Source organism: Palleronia marisminoris (genome assembly GCF_900172315.1).
Lineage (GTDB): Bacteria > Pseudomonadota > Alphaproteobacteria > Rhodobacterales > Rhodobacteraceae > Palleronia > Palleronia marisminoris.
Window position 1 is genome coordinate 118,170 of sequence record NZ_FWFV01000001.1, and the last position, 15,086, is coordinate 133,255.

Sequence of the window (15,086 nt, forward strand, 5' to 3'; positions counted from 1 at the left end):
TCAGAGGACTCAGGAGGCTTCCTGCGACATGGTCGTCTCGTTCTCGATCTTCTGCTGGGTCTGCGCCAGCTCGGGATCGGGGACGAGGCCGTAATCGGCAAGCGGGCCACCCTGGCCGGCAACCTGATCGTTCACGAAGAACGCGGCGAACTCCTTCAGGCCGGGGATGACTCCGATGTGGGCCTTCTTGACGTAGAAGTACAGCGGACGCGACACCGGGTATTCGCCCGACGAGATCGTCTCGGTCGAGGGCTCCACGCCGCCCATCGTGGCGACGTTGAGCACGTCGGTGTTGTTCTCGTAGAACGACAGGCCGAACACGCCGACGCCGTTGGGGTTCGACTCGATGCGGGCGAGGGTCTCGGTGTAGTCGCCGTCGATGTCCACGGCGGCGCCATCGTTGCGGACGGCCATGCAGGCCTCTTCCGTGGCATCCTCATCCATGCCCATGTCCATCATCGACTGCATGGCACCGGAGTCTTCGCAGCCCTGCAGGATCACCTTTTCTTCGAACACTTCACGGGTGCCGTGCTTGGTGCCGGGGATGAAGGCGAGGATCTCGACGTCGGGCAGCGAGCTGTCGACATCGGTCCAGTTGGTGTTCGGGTTCGCCACCATCTCGCCGTCCTGCGGCAGCTCGGCGGCCATGGCCTGGTACCACTGGGCCGGCTCGAACGCGGTGAACTCGGGACCACCCTGCTGGCTGGCGAAGACGATGCCGTCATAGCCAATGCGCACTTCGATGATGTCGTTCACGCCGTTGGCGGCGCAGGCCTCGATCTCGGTGTCGCGGATGGGGCGCGAGGCGTTGGCGATGTCGATTGTGTTCTCGCCGACGCCTTCACAGAACTGCTTCAGACCGGCAGAGGATCCGCCCGACTGGATGACGGGGGTGGGAAAATCGTAGGATTCGCCGAAGGCTTCCGCCACGATGTTGGCGTAAGGAAGAACGGTCGAAGAGCCGGCCACCTGAACCTGCTCGCGGCCCTGGGCCGAAGCGGCGGTGGCGGCAGCGGCAAGGATTGCCACGGACGCGGTGGTTTTGACGAAGGACATTGGGGACTCCTGTGTGTTCTTCGATTCGACCGCCCACGTGGCGGCCTTGAGCGCTCCCTACGCCCGATCGTTGACGTGTATGTAACGTGAATGTAACGGCTTCATGACAAAGGTCTTGACCTTGGGTCAAGGTTCCCGCGGCAGGCACACGGTGAAGACGCTGCCCTCGCCTTCGCTCGACGCGATGCGCAGCCTGCCCCGGTGGCGCGAGACGACGTGCTTCACGATCGCCAACCCCAGCCCGGTCCCGCCCACCTCGCGCGAGCGGTGGGTATCGACGCGATAGAACCGCTCCGTCAGGCGCGGCAAGTGCATCGAATCGATGCCGGGGCCGTCGTCGATGACGTCCACGACCACGCCCGGGCGGCGCAGCTCGACGATCTGCTCGCGCTCGGCGAGACGCAGCTCGACCCGCTTGGCGCCATACTTGATCGCGTTTTCCACGAGGTTCGAGAATACCTGCCGGAGCTGATCGGCGTCGCCATTGATCAGCACCGGGTCGGCCGGCCGATCGAAGATGACCGTCACGCCCGTCGCCTCGGCCTTGCCCGACAGCATGGTCAGGACGGATGCGAGGACCAGCGCCACGTCCGCGGTACCGCGCGGGCGCATCCGCTCCGACGCCTCGACCCGGCTGAGCGAGAGCAGATCCTCGACCAGCCGGTGCATCCGCTGCGCCTCGCGGTCCATGGTGGACAGGAACCGCTCGCGCGCGGCGGCGTCGTCGCGGGCGGGACCGCGCAGCGTTTCGATGAAGCCGATCATGGCGGTCAGGGGCGTCTTGAGCTCGTGGCTGACATTGGCCACGAAGTCGCGCCGCATCTGGTCGACCTCTTCCGTGGCCGAGAAATCCTCGAACGTCACGAGGATCGCGTCGCCCAGCATCCTGACCTGCGCCTTCCACGTCGTGTCGCGCCCGTCGCGCCGCGCGAGGTAGCGCGCGTGGGCGCTTTCCGCGCCGCGCTGGACGGCTTCGATGGCCTCGATGATCGACGGCTGCCGGATAGCCACCGCGTAGTGCCGCCCGAGCGTGCCGGGCCCGAGCAGCATGTCGGCGGCCGCATTCGCGGCGTCGATCCGCTGCGACGGCCCGATCAGGACCACTGGATTGTGGAGGGCCCGGATCAGGTCTGTCGCCAGCGGCATCGCCATGGCCCTACTCCCGCGCCGCGGCGCGAACGGCTGCCTCGAACTCGTCGCAGAGCATCTCCGCCGGCTCGATCCCGACGGAGACGCGGAACACGCCCTCGCCCAGTCCGAGGGCCTCGCGCCGTTCTGGCGTCAGCGCCCGGTGCGAGGATGTCGCGGGGTGGCTGATCGTCGTCGCCACGTCGCCAAGCGTCGGGGCGAAGGCGATCTGTTCCGCCGCCCGCACCAGGCGGTTGGCCGCGGGGCGCCCGCCGTCGATCTCGAACGTGACCATGTTGCCGAAGCGCCCCTGCAAGAGGTCACTCGCGCGCGCATGATCGGGATGGTCCGGCCGGCCCGGATAGAGCACCCGACGCACCCCCGGCAGCCCGTCGAGCCGTTCCGCCAGCAGCGCGGCGGTCGCCTCGGCCCGATCATATCGCAGCTCGAAACTGTAGAGGCCGCGCTCGGCCAGCCAGCAATCGAACGGGCTGGGCGTCAGGCCGAGCGTCGTCGCGAAAACCCGCATCCGCGCCGTTAGCTCCGGGTCGGTGGCCGCGATGTAGCCCAGTGTCACGTCGGCGTGACCGGCCAGCAGCTTGGTGACCGAATGCAGGACGATATCTGCGCCGTGTTCCGCAGGCCGGATGGAGCGCGGCGTGGTGAAGGTGTTGTCCACCACCAGAAGCGCCCCCTGCCCCTTCGCGATCTCGGCAATCGCGTCGAGGTCGGCGACCCTCAGCCCCGGATTCGACACCGTCTCGACCAGGATCATCCGCGTCTCGGGCCGGATCGCGGCGCGGACCGCGTCGGCATCGGTGACGTCGGCCAGGGTCGTTGCAATGCCGAAGCGAGGCAGGTCGTCGGCCATCATACGCAGCGATCGGCCATAGAGGCGATCCGCCCCCACCACGTGATCGCCGGTTTTCAACAGCCCCATCAGCGCGCATGTGACGGCGGCCATTCCCGAACCGACGACCAGCCCGCCTGTCAGCCCTTCGAGAGCGTCGATCTTGCGCGCCAGCACCTCGGCATTGGGATGCGCCTCGCGGGCATAGGTGAAGCCGGCCTCGCGCCCCTCGTAGATCGCGTCGAGCGCGTCGGGGCTTTCGGCGCCATAGACGACCGACGGTTGCAACGGCGTACCGAGCGCGCGGGCGGTGCCCTCGGGCCAGGGCATGCGGCGGACGACGGTGCTCATGTCAGCGGCGTCAGGGTCGAGGCGAAGCGCGCGGCGTTCTCCTGGTAGTGCAGCGCCGAGGCCTTCAGCATCTGGATCGCCTGCGCGTCAAGCTGGCGAACCACCTTCCCGGGCGCACCGAGGACAAGGCTGCCATCCGGGATTTCCTTTCCTTCCGTCACCAGGGCCCCTGCCCCGATCAAGCAGTTCTTGCCGATCTTTGCGCCGTTCAGCACCGTCGCGCACATGCCGATCAGGCTTTCGTCGCCGATGGTGCAGCCATGCAGCATCGCCTTGTGGCCGATGGTGCAGTCCTGCCCGATGGTCAGCGGAAAGCCCATATCCGTATGCAGGACGCAGTTCTCCTGGATGTTCGAGCCCTCGCCCACGACGATCTCTTCGTTGTCGCCGCGCAGGGTCGCGCCGAACCAGATGGATGCCTTGGCGCGAAGGATGATCTTGCCGATGACGTTGGCATCGGGGGCGACCCAGACGCCGTTCTCCAACATCGGGGTGTTGCCGCCCAGATCGTAGATCATACCAGCTCCTCGAATTCCTGTTGCAGCTTGCGGACATGGTCGTTCAGCCCCGGCTGCTGCGTCCGACGCAGCCGTTGCGCCGTGATGATGGTTTTCAGACGCGCCTCGGTCTCGTCGAGATCGTCGTTCACCAGAACGAAGTCATAGCCGCCCCAGTGGCTGATCTCGTCCCAGCTCTTTTCCATGCGCTTTGCGATGGTCTCGGACGTGTCCTTGGCCCGCGTTTCCAACCGGCGGCGCAGTTCGGGGATCGAGGGCGGCAAAAGGAAGATCGACAGCGTATTGAGCCCCAGGTCCGAGTTCTCGATCTGCTGCGCGCCCTGCCAGTCGATGTCGAACAGCACGTCGCGCCCCTCGGCGATCGCCTCCGAAACCGGGCCCTTCGGCGAGCCGTAGAAATTGCCGAAGACATGGGCGTGTTCCAGCATCTCGCCCTCTGTCACGGCGCGCTTGAAGTCGGCATCGCTGACAAAGACGTAGTCTTGCCCCTCCACCTCGCCCTCGCGCGGCGGGCGCGTCGTGGCCGAGACCGAGAACGACAGGCTGGGATCCCACGCCATGAGCCGTTTCGCGAGGGTGGACTTGCCGGCGCCCGAGGGCGACGAGAGGATGATCAACAGGCCGCGCCGGGTCTGGGGCAAGGGGTCACTCCACGTTCTGAACCTGCTCGCGGAGTTGATCTATCACGGTTTTGAGGTCAAGCCCGACCGCCGTGAGGGCCGCATCCTGCGACTTGGAACAGAGCGTGTTCGCCTCGCGATTGAACTCCTGCATCAGGAAGTCGAGCTTGCGCCCCTTCGGCCCCTTCCCCCGCACCAGCGCCTTGCCGGCCTCGACATGGGCCCGCAGCCGGTCGAGCTCTTCGGTGATGTCCTGCTTCATCGCCAGCAGCGCGAGTTCCTGCGCCAGACGCGCCTCGTCCACCTGAACCTCCGCCGTCAGGCGGGCAATTGCCGCGCGAAGCTGGTCGCCCTGCGCCTCCTGTCGGGCGGCCGCAGCCGCGGCGGCGCGCGAGACGAGGTCGGCGATCTCGTCCAGCCGCTGCATCAGGATCGGGTCCAGCGCCTGCCCTTCGATCGCGCGCGATTCGAGGAACGCGGGCAGGATCTCGGCGTCGAACTGCGCCAGAAGCGCCTCGGCCAGCGCCGTCTCATCCTCTCCAGACAGCGGCTCCGTACCGACCCGCAGCGCCAGGACGTCCGCCGCCGTCAACGCGGCGAGCTGCCGGCCCTGCCGCGCGGCCACCTGCTCGACCGCCGCCAGTTGGGCCAGCGCGCGCTCGATCGCCAGCGGGTCGACTCCCTCGCCCGCGCCGTCGCGGGTGAGGCGAAGCGACAGGCTTACGCTGCCCCGTGACAGCGCCGCCTGCAGACGGGCCCGCAACCCGGCGTCGAGACCTGTAATCCAGTCCGGAACGCGCAGGCGCAGGTCGAGCCCCTTGCCGTTCACCGCGCGCAGTTCCCACGCCCAACTCCAGCCGGGAGCGGCGCCCGTCGCACTGGCGAAGCCCGTCATAGATCCTGTCATTCCGTTAACCTTCGAACTAATTTGCAGCAGATTTTCGATAACTGCCATGCTATCTTCTTACTCAAAGGCGGACGCTCCGAGTTCAAGACCCGAACCGGCGGATCGCCCGAAATGAAAACAGGAAGATGGCAGCATGAACAGCAGCGATACGATCATCGACCTCAAGGATCGGCGCGTGGGACGCGCGGAACGGGATCGTGACGGACTTCTGACCTATTGGCGCGAGATCGGCGGCGGCTCGGACGTGCCCCGTCGCGACGATATCGACCCGGCGCGCATCGCCCCGTGCCTGTCGCGCATCGTGGTGCTCGAGCGGATCGCCCCGCGCCAGGCGCGGATTCGGCTGGCAGGACAGGCGGTCGGCCAGGGCTTCGGGATCGAGTCCCGCGGCATGCCGATCTCGAGCCTGATCACGCCCGCGTCGCGCGAGTGGCTCGGCGAGTCGATCGAGGCGCTTTTCGACGACCCCGCCCGGATCGAGTTGGGCCTCTCAGGCCCGCGCACGACGTTCCGCAAGCGGCTGACAGGCTCGATGATGCTGCTTCCGCTCCGCGACCGCGAGGACCGGATCACCCGCGCCATCGGCTACGTGGAGATGCCGGAACGGCGTACCACATCGCCGATCCGGTTCGAGATTTCGGGCGAGAAGCGCGAAACCGTCTCTACCCGGGCAACGCGCCCGCCGATGGACGAGCCCGATCTGCCCGATTTCGAGGCCATCGACCGAGCCCGCGACGTCGCGCGCCGCCGGGCTTCCTTCCACGTCATAACGGACTGAGCGCCGGCCGATCAGGCCGACGCCACCTGCGCGGCCGCACTGCGCGGCGCGCGCATCAGCTGGTTCACGAGGAAGGCAAGCTCCAGCGCCTGCGAGGCGTTGAGGCGCGGGTCGCAGGCCGTGTGGTAGCGATCCGACAGGTCCTCGTCGGTCAGCGCGCGCAGGCCGCCGGTGCATTCGGTCACGTCCTGTCCCGTCATCTCGAAATGGACGCCGCCGGGCGTGGTGCCCTTCTCGCCATGCACGCGGAAGAACTCTTGCACCTCGCCCAGCACGTTCTCGAACGGGCGGGTCTTGTAACCAGTGGCGGACTTGATCGTGTTGCCGTGCATCGGGTCGCAGGTCCAGACGACCTTGGCGCCCATCTCTTCGACCGTGTCGATCAGGCGCGGCAGATGTTCTTCGACCTTGTCGGCGCCGAAGCGGGTGATGAGCATCAAGCGCCCGGCATCGTCCAGCTTGCCGTTCATCAGCGTGTCGATCAGGACCTTCAGGTCCTCGCTCGACGTGGTGGGACCGCATTTCAGGCCGATGGGGTTGATGACCTGGCGGCAGAAATCGACATGCGCGCCGTCGGGTTGGCGGGTGCGGTCACCGATCCAGATCAGGTGGCCCGATCCCGCGACCAGCTCGCCCGTCATCGGGTCGGTCCGGGTCAGCCCCTCTTCATACTCCAGCAGAAGCGCCTCGTGGCTCGAGTAGAAGTCCACTGTCGCCAGTTCCTCGGCCTTGCGGGGGCTGAGCCCTGCGGCACGGATGAAATCGAGCGTGTCCTGCAGCGCGTTCGCGATGTCGCGGTAAGCTTCGGCCTTGTCCTCGGCAGTGAAGTCCAGCGTCCACTGGTGAACCTTGTTCACGTCGGCAAAGCCGCCCTTTGCCATCCCGCGCAGCATGTTCAGCGTCGCGGCGGACTGGGTGTAGGCCTGCAGCATCCGCTCGGGATCGGGCACGCGGGCGGCTTCGGTGAAGTCGAACCCGTTGATGATGTCGCCGCGGTAGCTGGGAAGCTCGACCTCGCCGACCTTCTCGGTCGGGGCCGAGCGCGGCTTGGCGAACTGTCCGGCGATGCGGCCGACCTTCACCACCGGCACCTTGGCGCCGTAGGTCAGGACCATTGCCATCTGCAGCATGACCTTGAAGAAGTCGCGCACCTGGTCCGCGCCGAACTGGTCGAAGCTCTCGGCGCAATCGCCGCCCTGAAGCAGGAACGCCTCGCCCCGGCTCACGGCGGCCAGCTCGGTGCGCAGGCGACGGGCCTCGTCGGCGAAGACCAGCGGAGGAAGCTGCCGCAGCCGCGCCTCGACCGCCCGGAGCGCGGTCGGGTCGGTATAGACGGGCATCTGGATCCGTTCGCGATCGCGCCAGCTCGAAATAGCGGATGTCGGCATCGCCCATGCTCCCCACGGCCAAAAGACTGGGTTCGTTCTATACCCGCAGCCGGCCTTGTTGCAAACCCGTGTCTTCCCTTTCGCGCCGCCTCTTGCGCAGGCCCGCGAAATGGTGCTTCGGTCGATGGATGAACCCGACGACCGACCGCAGCGGAAAGGCCGGCCGGCCGGCCCCGATCGAGGGGGCGGCGAGGCACTACACGTTCCTCCTGCTCGACCGCTTCAGCCTCCTGAGTTTCGCCGGCGCAGTGGAATGCCTGCGCATCGCCAACCGCCTGTCCGGGCGCTGCCATTATACCTGGTCGCTGACGGGGGAAGGCGGCGGAACGAAGACGTGCTCGGCCGGTGTCGGGTTTCCGATCGACGACGACCTGGGGGAGCCCCCACGCGAAGCGACGATCCTGGTTTGCGGGGGTCTCGACGTGGATCAGGCCTCGACCAAGCGCGTGCTGAACTGGCTGCGGCGCGAGGCGCGGCGCGGCGCGGTGATCGGCGGCCTTTGCACCGGCGCCCATACGCTCGCCAAGGCGGGGCTGCTCGAGGACAAGCGCGCCACGATCCACTGGGAGAACGCGGACGGTTTCGCCGAAGCCTGGGACGAGGTCGAACTGACGAAGCGCGTCTTTTCCATCGACGGCAACCGCCTCACCACGGCCGGCGGCACATCCTCGATCGACCTGATGATCCGCCTGATCGCCCGGGACCACGGCGAGGATCTGGCAAACGCGGTGGCGGATCAGCTGATCTATTCCGCGATCCGCACCGATCAGGACCAGCAGCGCCTGTCGACGCCCACCCGCATCGGCGTGCGGCATCCCAAGCTGTCCGAGGTGATCCAGCGGATGGAGCAGCATATCGAAGAGCCGATCAGCCCCGCGACGCTGGCACGCGAGGTCGATCTTTCCACACGGCAGCTCGAGCGGCTGTTCCGCCGCTACCTGAACCGCAGTCCCAAGCGCTACTACATGGAACTGCGCCTCAGCCGCGCGCGAAACCTGCTGATGCAGACCGACATGAGCGTCATCAACGTCGCCCTTGCCTGCGGCTTCACCTCGCCCTCGCATTTCTCGAAATGCTACCGTGCCCATTACCACACGACCCCCTACCGAGAGCGGGGATCCCACGGCGAGCCTTGATTTCCGCGGCCAGCTGCGTTTGGCTATGGGTGGGACAAAAGAACGCAGCCCGGGCTAGGGACAAACCCGGGCTGCTGATGCGACGACGCGGACCTGACCAAGACGCCGATCGGGACAAATCGGACACCCACGGGGAGCAGGGACGTTTGGTTCACGTGAACCTTACATGCTGGCCTGGCGTTTCAAATGCTATCGTCATCCTCGCAACACGGTTCCGATGATATGGTTCCCGAAAATTTTAGTGATAGCCATACGGGCCACGGCGTGATCGCCATACTCGCCGCCGGGGGCGCGAAACGCATGTGTGGCGGGGATAAATGCCTCGAGCCGATCCACGGCGTCCCCCTCTTGCGGACCATGGCTCAGCGCGCGATCGCAACGAACTGGAGCGTCGTCGTGACCCTCCCCCCGCACGCGCAGGCCCGGCGGGATGCCGTCGCTGACCTTCCCCTCTCGTTGGTCGAGGTTCCCGACGCGTCCGAGGGCATGTCGGCCTCGTTCCGCGCCCTGTCGTCCATCACGACGCCGCTGATGATCGCCTTCGCCGACATGCCCGAGATCGAGACCTCCGACTTCGCCGCGCTTATTGCCATCTACGACGGCACGCGGCCCGTGCGCGCCACGGCCGAAGACGGCACGCCGGGGCAGCCGGTGCTTTTCCCGCCGGCCGACGTGGCGCGCATGGGTCACCTTTCGGGAGATGTCGGCGCGAAGGCACTGCTGCGCGACCGCAAGGTGCGGCTCGTCGCCCTGCCCGGCCGCCGCGCGATCACCGATCTCGATACGCCAGAGGCCTGGGGCCGCTGGCGCACCCGAACAGGGATCAGTCGATGATCCCTTCCTTGTGCATGTCCCGCGCATAGAGCCAGAACAGCACCGTCAGCAGCGCGGTCAGCCAGATCCCCAGCAGGCCCCACCAACCGGCAAGGCCGAACACCGTCGGCTCGGCGAACAGGCTCAGCCAAAGCGCGATCAGCACCGTTGCGAACATCGAGATCGACAGGATCAGCGGCGACAGGCGGAAGCCCACGCCCAGCAGGACCATCCCGAGAAGGCCGACCCAGGTCGAGATCGCCCAGGCGGCGTCCACCCAGTCGGGCATGTTCTCGGTAAACTGGATCTGCCGCCCCGTCGCCAACTGCGTGTAAGGCGTCCAGTCGAGTTGAAAGGCGGTGTAGTCGAACACGCCCACGAGGTGCCACAGCACCCCGATCACCACGATGATCCAGAAATGCCAGGGGGTGGTCGTCATGGGCGCGGTCTCCGTGCGTTTCGATCGTCGCCAAGCTGCACCGCCCGCGCGGCAAGGTCCACCCCGGTCGGTGCCGGCGGGACGAATAACGGACTGGTGCGGGCGGCGGGATTCGAACCCGCACGGGGTTTCCCCCTGGGGAGTTTAAGTCCCCTATGTCTACCGTTCCATCACGCCCGCGGCCGGCCGCGCCTTCCTACCGGCGTTTCGGCGGGAAGGACAAGGCGCACCGCTCAGCCCTCGAACGAGATCTCATCCGCCAGACGATCGACCGAGATGTAGTAGATCGTCTGTCCGGCCCTCAGTTCGGTCCCGGGCGCCAGCGACAGGACCGGGTCCCCCCCCTCGGCCGGGCGAAAGCCGATCAGCGTGGCGCCGTGATGCTCGAGAAGCAGCGTCATCGCGCGGCCGGCCTCGATCCGGGCAGGCCCCTTGATCCGCGTCGAATGCAGCGTCGCGCCAGTCCGGGTCGAGACCAGCCGTCGCAACAGGTCGCTCGCCCCGGGATCCGAGAGCGACCGTGCGACGTGCTCGATCGTGGTCGAGGTGACCGTCTCGATCATCGGGCAATGCCGTTCGACAAGGTTGGCCGGCGACGGATCACCGAAATACGCCACGCAATGGGCCCGCGGCGCCAGGGCCCCGATCGCCAGGCAGGCGGTCAGGCTCTCGTCGTCGCTTTCGGCCAGGACGACGACGAAGGCCGCCCCGTCGATCCCCGCACGTTCCAGGTCGGCACGATTGGCCAGAGAGCTCGCCCGCACCCAGTCCCATTCGGCCTTCACGCTCGCCAGGTCGTGAGTCGATACGACGACGATGTCCCGCGAGCCGTGCAGGCGCGCGGTTTCCTCGATCAGCCGGTCGGTCTGCCCCTGCACCCAGCCGATGATGACGAGATGCCCCGTCTTGTCGGTGAATTGCCCCATTCCGTTCATGACCGCTCGCATCCTCATGCTGATGTCGCCGACGATCTTGCCGATGACGAAGGCAAAGATCGAGATCGCGCCGGGGATGACCCAGAGCGCGGTGAATAGCTTCCCGGCCGGGCTGCTGGGCGAGAAATCCCCGTATCCTACCGACGAGCCGGTGACCGTGTAGAAATAGAAGAACTGAATGACCGAGGACACCAAGGCCCTCTCGTCCAGGATCCATAGACCTGCCGCCACGCTTGCGGCGTGCAGCACCGTGACGAGCGCCGCGAACCGCCAGCTGGCGTTCGAGGCGTGCCGGGCCAAGCGTCGCGCCAGTTGCATGGCGAAGGTGGGGAAGACGGTCATGCCGGGTCTGCCGGCGTCAGGCGCAGCGTCCGCCCGCCCAGGTCGCGGAACGCCCTCTGTCGGCACGACAGGACGAGGATCTGCAGATCACCTGCCTGCCGGTGCAGCGCGTCGAACATCCGCTCGATCCGGTCGTCGTCGGTGAAGACGAGCGCGTCGTCCAGGATCACCGGCGCGTGGCGACCCGCCTTGGCCAGCATCCGCGCGAAGGCCAGCCGGACCAACAGCGCCACCTGTTCCTGTGTGCCGCCCGACAGGATCGAGATCGGCTCTTCCACACCGCCGCGGCACAGGGTCGTGGGCAGCAGCGTCTCCTGCTCCCAGCGGAGCTCGGCCTCGGGCCAGAGCAGCGCCAGAAGCGGACGCAGCTCGGCCGCGACCGGCGCAAAATAGCGCTCGCGCGCCTCCGCCTTCGCGGCGTCCAGCGCCCCTTCCAGCCGCTTCAGCACCGCCACCTCGTGCTCGATCCGCTGAAGATCGGCGCGCGCGGCGGTCACGCGTTCCTCGGCTTCGGTCAGCCGTTCCTCGACCGCGTCGCCCGCCCCGCGCGAGATGCGCTCGTCCAGACGGGCAAGCTCGGGCTTGAGGCGTCCAATGGTTTCGCGGGCTTCGCGGTCGACGGCGCGGGCGCGCGCCAGGGCGGCCTCGGCTCCGGCCAGGTCGGGGGCCGTGCGCGCCTTTTCCGTGTGAACGGCCACCGCCGCATCCAACGCCTCACGCGCGCGGTCGAATTGCGCGGCGAGCGTCGCCTCATCTTCGTCGCCCACCCGCGCGACGGCCTGCTCCGCACGGTCCAGCCGGTCCTCGGCCCCCGATGCCGCCGCTTCCGCGCGGGCCGCGATCATCCGCGCGTCCGACAGTCGCCCCGCCCCGGCATCCCGCACCGATTGCGCGGCGACACGGGCATCCTCGGCGGCCTCCACCGCCGTCTCGGCGGCGGCCGGGTCGAGAAGCGCGTCGGCGTCCTCGGTCATCTCCGGGATTGCCGCAAGCATGGCGCGCAACGGGTCGAGCCCGTCCGGCGCCAGGCTGTCCAGCACCGCCTTGGCCTCACGCCGGCGGCGCTCGGCATCGGCACGCATGTCCGCCGCCACCCGTGCCGCCGCCAGATCCGCTGCACCCACGGCGGCAAGAGCCTTCTCGAGAGCACGTTCGGCAGCCTCGACGGCATCCCCACCTGGCCCGCCCGACCCGGGAAAAACATCGAGAGTACCGATTCCGTCAATCTCAAGCCGCACGCGGCCGGGGATGGCCACTGCCTGCCCCTCGACGAGCGGCGCCCCGTCCATGCGGACGCTCCCCGCGCGATCGGGGGCGTGGCGCATCACCACCTGGGGTGCGCTGGCCGCCCGGGCCGCGACCGCGGCGGCGCGTTCGGCAGCCAGCGTCTCGAGCCGCCGCATCGTCGCGGCGTCCGGCCCCTGCCCCGCCATCGCGGCGGCCTCTTCCACGGTGCGCCGCGCGGCTTCGGCCTCGGCGATCCGCTGCGCCAACTCGCGCCGCCGCGCCACCCCGTCCCGGGCCGCGCGCTGCCGCTCGGCCAGACGCCGGCTTGCCTCGGCCGCCTCACGGGCCTTCTGCGCCACGCCAAGAGCCTCTTCGGCGGCGTCGAGCGCACCCTGCGCAGCGTCCCGTTCGGCCGCCGCGCGTTCGGCCTCGGCCAAGGCGGCATCGACGGCCTCCCGGGCCGCCGTCTGCTCGGACAGCGCGGTTCGCAGCGCCTCGAGCCGTTCCTGCGCGCGGGTCACCGAGATGCGCCCGGCCTCGACCCTGCGGGAGGCGGCCTCGACATCCTCGGCGTGGCGGAGGGCGGCGGCATGGGCGGCCGTCGCCTGCGTCAGCCGGTCGGCCCGGCCCGTCGTGGCGTCCGGGTCCTCGATCTCGGCCAGTGCGCGGCGAACCCGGCGCCGTTCCTGAAGCGCCTCGTGAAGCGCGTCCGACGTCGCCGCCAGGGCGTCGCGCTCGACCTCCAGGGCTTCGACCCGATCCTGCGCCGCCTTCCACGGCCCGCGCGGCCGCAGCGTTTTGGTGGCAAGCACGTCGAGCTCTTCGCGGCACCGGGCCAGCGCGAGGTCCATCCGCCGACCGCCGGTCATCGCCTCGACCTCGTGGCCGACCGTGGACATCAGGTCGCGCCGCCGCTCCAGCGCCGCCTTCTCTTCCTTGGGGCTGCCGCCGCCAAGCGCGGTCATCCCCTGACGCACCCACAACAGCCCCGACGGCCCGCCATCCTCGCCCCCCAGGATCTGCGCGATCCACGCTTCGGCCGCGTCGGCCTGCGCCACCAGCCTGCCGTCCTGCGACACGGTCGCCGCGGGCTTGGACAGCCACCGCTTCCACAGCACGAAGCGGCCTTCGTCGGTCTCGATCTCGATCGTGACCTCGGGGGCACCGCCGGCATGGGGTTGGAGGGCGCGGACCTCCTTGTCCTTCGATCCGTGCGGTTTGAAGAACAGCGCCTGCACCGCGTCGAACAGCGTGGACTTGCCGTGCTCGTTCGGTTCGGCCAGCACGTTCAGGCCATCGCCGATCCCGTCGACCGCCGAGCGGCCGGCGAAACGGCGCACGTTCTCGAGGGCAATCGCGCGGAACCTCATCGCGGCGCCTCGCGCGTGTAGGCATAGAGCCGGGCCAGGGCATCGGTCGCGACGGTGCGGTCAGGCTCGGAGCGGGCGGTGTCGCCCGCCTCGGCCATCAACATGTCCGCGGCGAGACGCAGGGCGCCGCCGCGGTCGATCTCATCCAGGTCGCCGGCATCATACTGGGTGCCGAGCGCGTCTGACCGCAGCTCGAAATGGGCGAATTCCGGGCCGAAGCGATCAGCGGCCTCCTGAAGACGCGTGCGTTCCGCAAGCCCCGTCCAGCCGGCGGCACGAATCCGGAGAAGCGTATCGCGTCGCGCACCGTCCGGCAGCACCGCCGCAAGCGCCTCTTCCGCGTCCTGCCGGGGGGCCAGCGTCACCTCGCGCTCGGTCCACAGGAAGGCGCCCGTTTCCACCTCTTCAACCTGCGGTATGACACCGGGCCCGGCGAGTTCAACCGCAAGGCAGACGCCACGGCGATCGTGCTTGAAGCGATCCTGCTCGGGAGTGCCGCTGTAGTGGACGCGCGGACCGACCTGCATCCGCCCGTGCCAATCGCCGAGCGCCAGGAAATCGAGCCCCGCGCTACGGTCGCGGTCCGGGGCGATCGCGGCGCCATCCTCGCCGAAATCGGCGACACCGCCATGTGCGAGGCCGATCCGCAGGGCGCCTTCGGGGCTCGGCATCTCGACCATGGCCGTCGTCGGATCGCGCCCGGCCGAGCGCCATTCCACCGGACAGGGCAGCAGCGCCACGCCCGGCGCGACCGCGACAGGCGCCGTCTCCGTCACCGCGTGCACATTCGCCGGCCCCTCGCGACGGATCGCGTCCCAGAGCGGCTCGGCATCGCGCAGGTTGTCGTGGTTGCCCGGCAGCAGCCACCACCGGATTGCGCCGGCCTCGGCCATGGCAGCAAGGGTCTGGCGGATGACCGTGGGCGACGGCGTGGCGGTGTCGAACGTGTCCCCCGCCAACAGGATGTCGGCCGCGCCCTGTGCCGTGGCGGCGGCCGCGAGGCGGGCGATCGCGCCGTGGCGGGCCTCCATCAACCGGCCGCGCACGTTGCCGTCGAGCGGCTCGGGAATGTTCGCGAACCGGCGGCCAAGATGCAGGTCCGACGCGTGGATGAAGCGGAAGCCCGTCATGTGCGCGGGAAGTATTGATTGGTCATGTGGGCTGCCGCATCTGGGGGTCGCGCGGCAGAACACACCACGGCGGCGCGGTTGTAAACCGCACCGCGCGA

14 protein-coding genes and 1 tRNA gene are annotated in these 15,086 nt (G+C 68.5%); 3 read left to right on the forward strand and 12 right to left on the reverse strand.

Features of this window, described 5'->3' with window-relative positions; genetic code table 11:
- Positions 1-9: 9 nt before the first annotated feature.
- The 6 genes from PAM7066_RS00595 to PAM7066_RS00620 all read right to left on the reverse strand — a co-directional run bounded on the left by PAM7066_RS00595 (position 10) and on the right by PAM7066_RS00620 (position 5,430).
- Positions 10-1,056, reverse strand: a complete 1,047-nt coding sequence (locus PAM7066_RS00595) for a PstS family phosphate ABC transporter substrate-binding protein (RefSeq protein WP_085852187.1) — start codon at positions 1,054-1,056, stop codon at positions 10-12.
- Positions 1,057-1,182: 126 nt separating this feature from the next.
- A complete protein-coding gene (locus PAM7066_RS00600) occupies positions 1,183-2,208 on the reverse strand; it encodes a sensor histidine kinase (protein WP_085852188.1) in 1,026 nt (341 codons plus the stop codon).
- 4 nt (positions 2,209-2,212) lie between these two features.
- Complete coding sequence (locus PAM7066_RS00605; RefSeq protein WP_085852189.1) at positions 2,213-3,385, reverse strand: trans-sulfuration enzyme family protein; 1,173 nt, start codon at positions 3,383-3,385, stop codon at positions 2,213-2,215.
- Positions 3,382-3,903, reverse strand: a complete 522-nt coding sequence (locus tag PAM7066_RS00610; protein WP_085852190.1) for a gamma carbonic anhydrase family protein — start codon at positions 3,901-3,903, stop codon at positions 3,382-3,384. Before PAM7066_RS00610 ends, PAM7066_RS00605 begins: the two co-directional genes overlap by 4 nt.
- Positions 3,900-4,544: a guanylate kinase gene (gene gmk / locus PAM7066_RS00615; protein ID WP_085852191.1), complete on the reverse strand. Its 645-nt coding sequence runs from the start codon at positions 4,542-4,544 to the stop codon at positions 3,900-3,902. Before gmk ends, PAM7066_RS00610 begins: the two co-directional genes overlap by 4 nt.
- Before the next feature lie 4 nt (positions 4,545-4,548).
- A complete protein-coding gene (locus tag PAM7066_RS00620; protein WP_085852192.1) occupies positions 4,549-5,430 on the reverse strand; it encodes a YicC/YloC family endoribonuclease in 882 nt (293 codons plus the stop codon).
- Positions 5,431-5,563: 133 nt separating this feature from the next.
- Here PAM7066_RS00620 and PAM7066_RS00625 point away from each other — a divergent pair, with 133 nt between their 5' ends.
- Entirely contained in the window at positions 5,564-6,208 is a 645-nt protein-coding gene (locus PAM7066_RS00625; protein WP_085852193.1) for a PAS domain-containing protein, read from the forward strand.
- Between the two features lie 11 nt (positions 6,209-6,219).
- Here PAM7066_RS00625 and PAM7066_RS00630 read toward each other — a convergent pair whose 3' ends face one another.
- Positions 6,220-7,596, reverse strand: a complete 1,377-nt coding sequence (locus PAM7066_RS00630; RefSeq protein WP_085852194.1) for a class II 3-deoxy-7-phosphoheptulonate synthase — start codon at positions 7,594-7,596, stop codon at positions 6,220-6,222.
- 128 nt (positions 7,597-7,724) lie between these two features.
- Between PAM7066_RS00630 and PAM7066_RS00635 the strand changes: the two genes are divergently transcribed.
- Both PAM7066_RS00635 and PAM7066_RS00640 read left to right on the forward strand, forming a co-directional pair.
- Positions 7,725-8,732: a GlxA family transcriptional regulator gene (locus tag PAM7066_RS00635; protein WP_085852195.1), complete on the forward strand. Its 1,008-nt coding sequence runs from the start codon at positions 7,725-7,727 to the stop codon at positions 8,730-8,732.
- A gap of 222 nt (positions 8,733-8,954) precedes the next feature.
- Positions 8,955-9,566, forward strand: coding sequence for a nucleotidyltransferase family protein (locus PAM7066_RS00640; protein ID WP_085852196.1), 612 nt, complete (start codon positions 8,955-8,957; stop codon positions 9,564-9,566).
- Here the strand turns inward: PAM7066_RS00640 and PAM7066_RS00645 are convergent.
- The 5 genes from PAM7066_RS00645 to PAM7066_RS00665 all read right to left on the reverse strand — a co-directional run bounded on the left by PAM7066_RS00645 (position 9,556) and on the right by PAM7066_RS00665 (position 14,988).
- Positions 9,556-9,984 (reverse strand): hypothetical protein, encoded by a 429-nt coding sequence (locus PAM7066_RS00645; RefSeq protein ID WP_085852197.1) that lies wholly within the window; start codon positions 9,982-9,984, stop codon positions 9,556-9,558. The two genes, PAM7066_RS00640 and PAM7066_RS00645, sit on opposite strands and share 11 nt — an antisense overlap.
- 94 nt (positions 9,985-10,078) lie before the next feature.
- Positions 10,079-10,164, reverse strand: a tRNA-Leu gene (locus PAM7066_RS00650).
- A gap of 53 nt (positions 10,165-10,217) precedes the next feature.
- Positions 10,218-11,261 (reverse strand): ion channel, encoded by a 1,044-nt coding sequence (locus PAM7066_RS00655; RefSeq protein WP_085852198.1) that lies wholly within the window; start codon positions 11,259-11,261, stop codon positions 10,218-10,220.
- Entirely contained in the window at positions 11,258-13,858 is a 2,601-nt protein-coding gene (locus PAM7066_RS18795; protein WP_085852199.1) for an AAA family ATPase, read from the reverse strand. Before PAM7066_RS18795 ends, PAM7066_RS00655 begins: the two co-directional genes overlap by 4 nt.
- A complete protein-coding gene (locus tag PAM7066_RS00665) occupies positions 13,855-14,988 on the reverse strand; it encodes a metallophosphoesterase family protein (RefSeq protein ID WP_085852200.1) in 1,134 nt (377 codons plus the stop codon). The genes PAM7066_RS18795 and PAM7066_RS00665 overlap by 4 nt, the downstream gene beginning before the upstream one ends.
- Positions 14,989-15,086 lie beyond the last annotated feature (98 nt).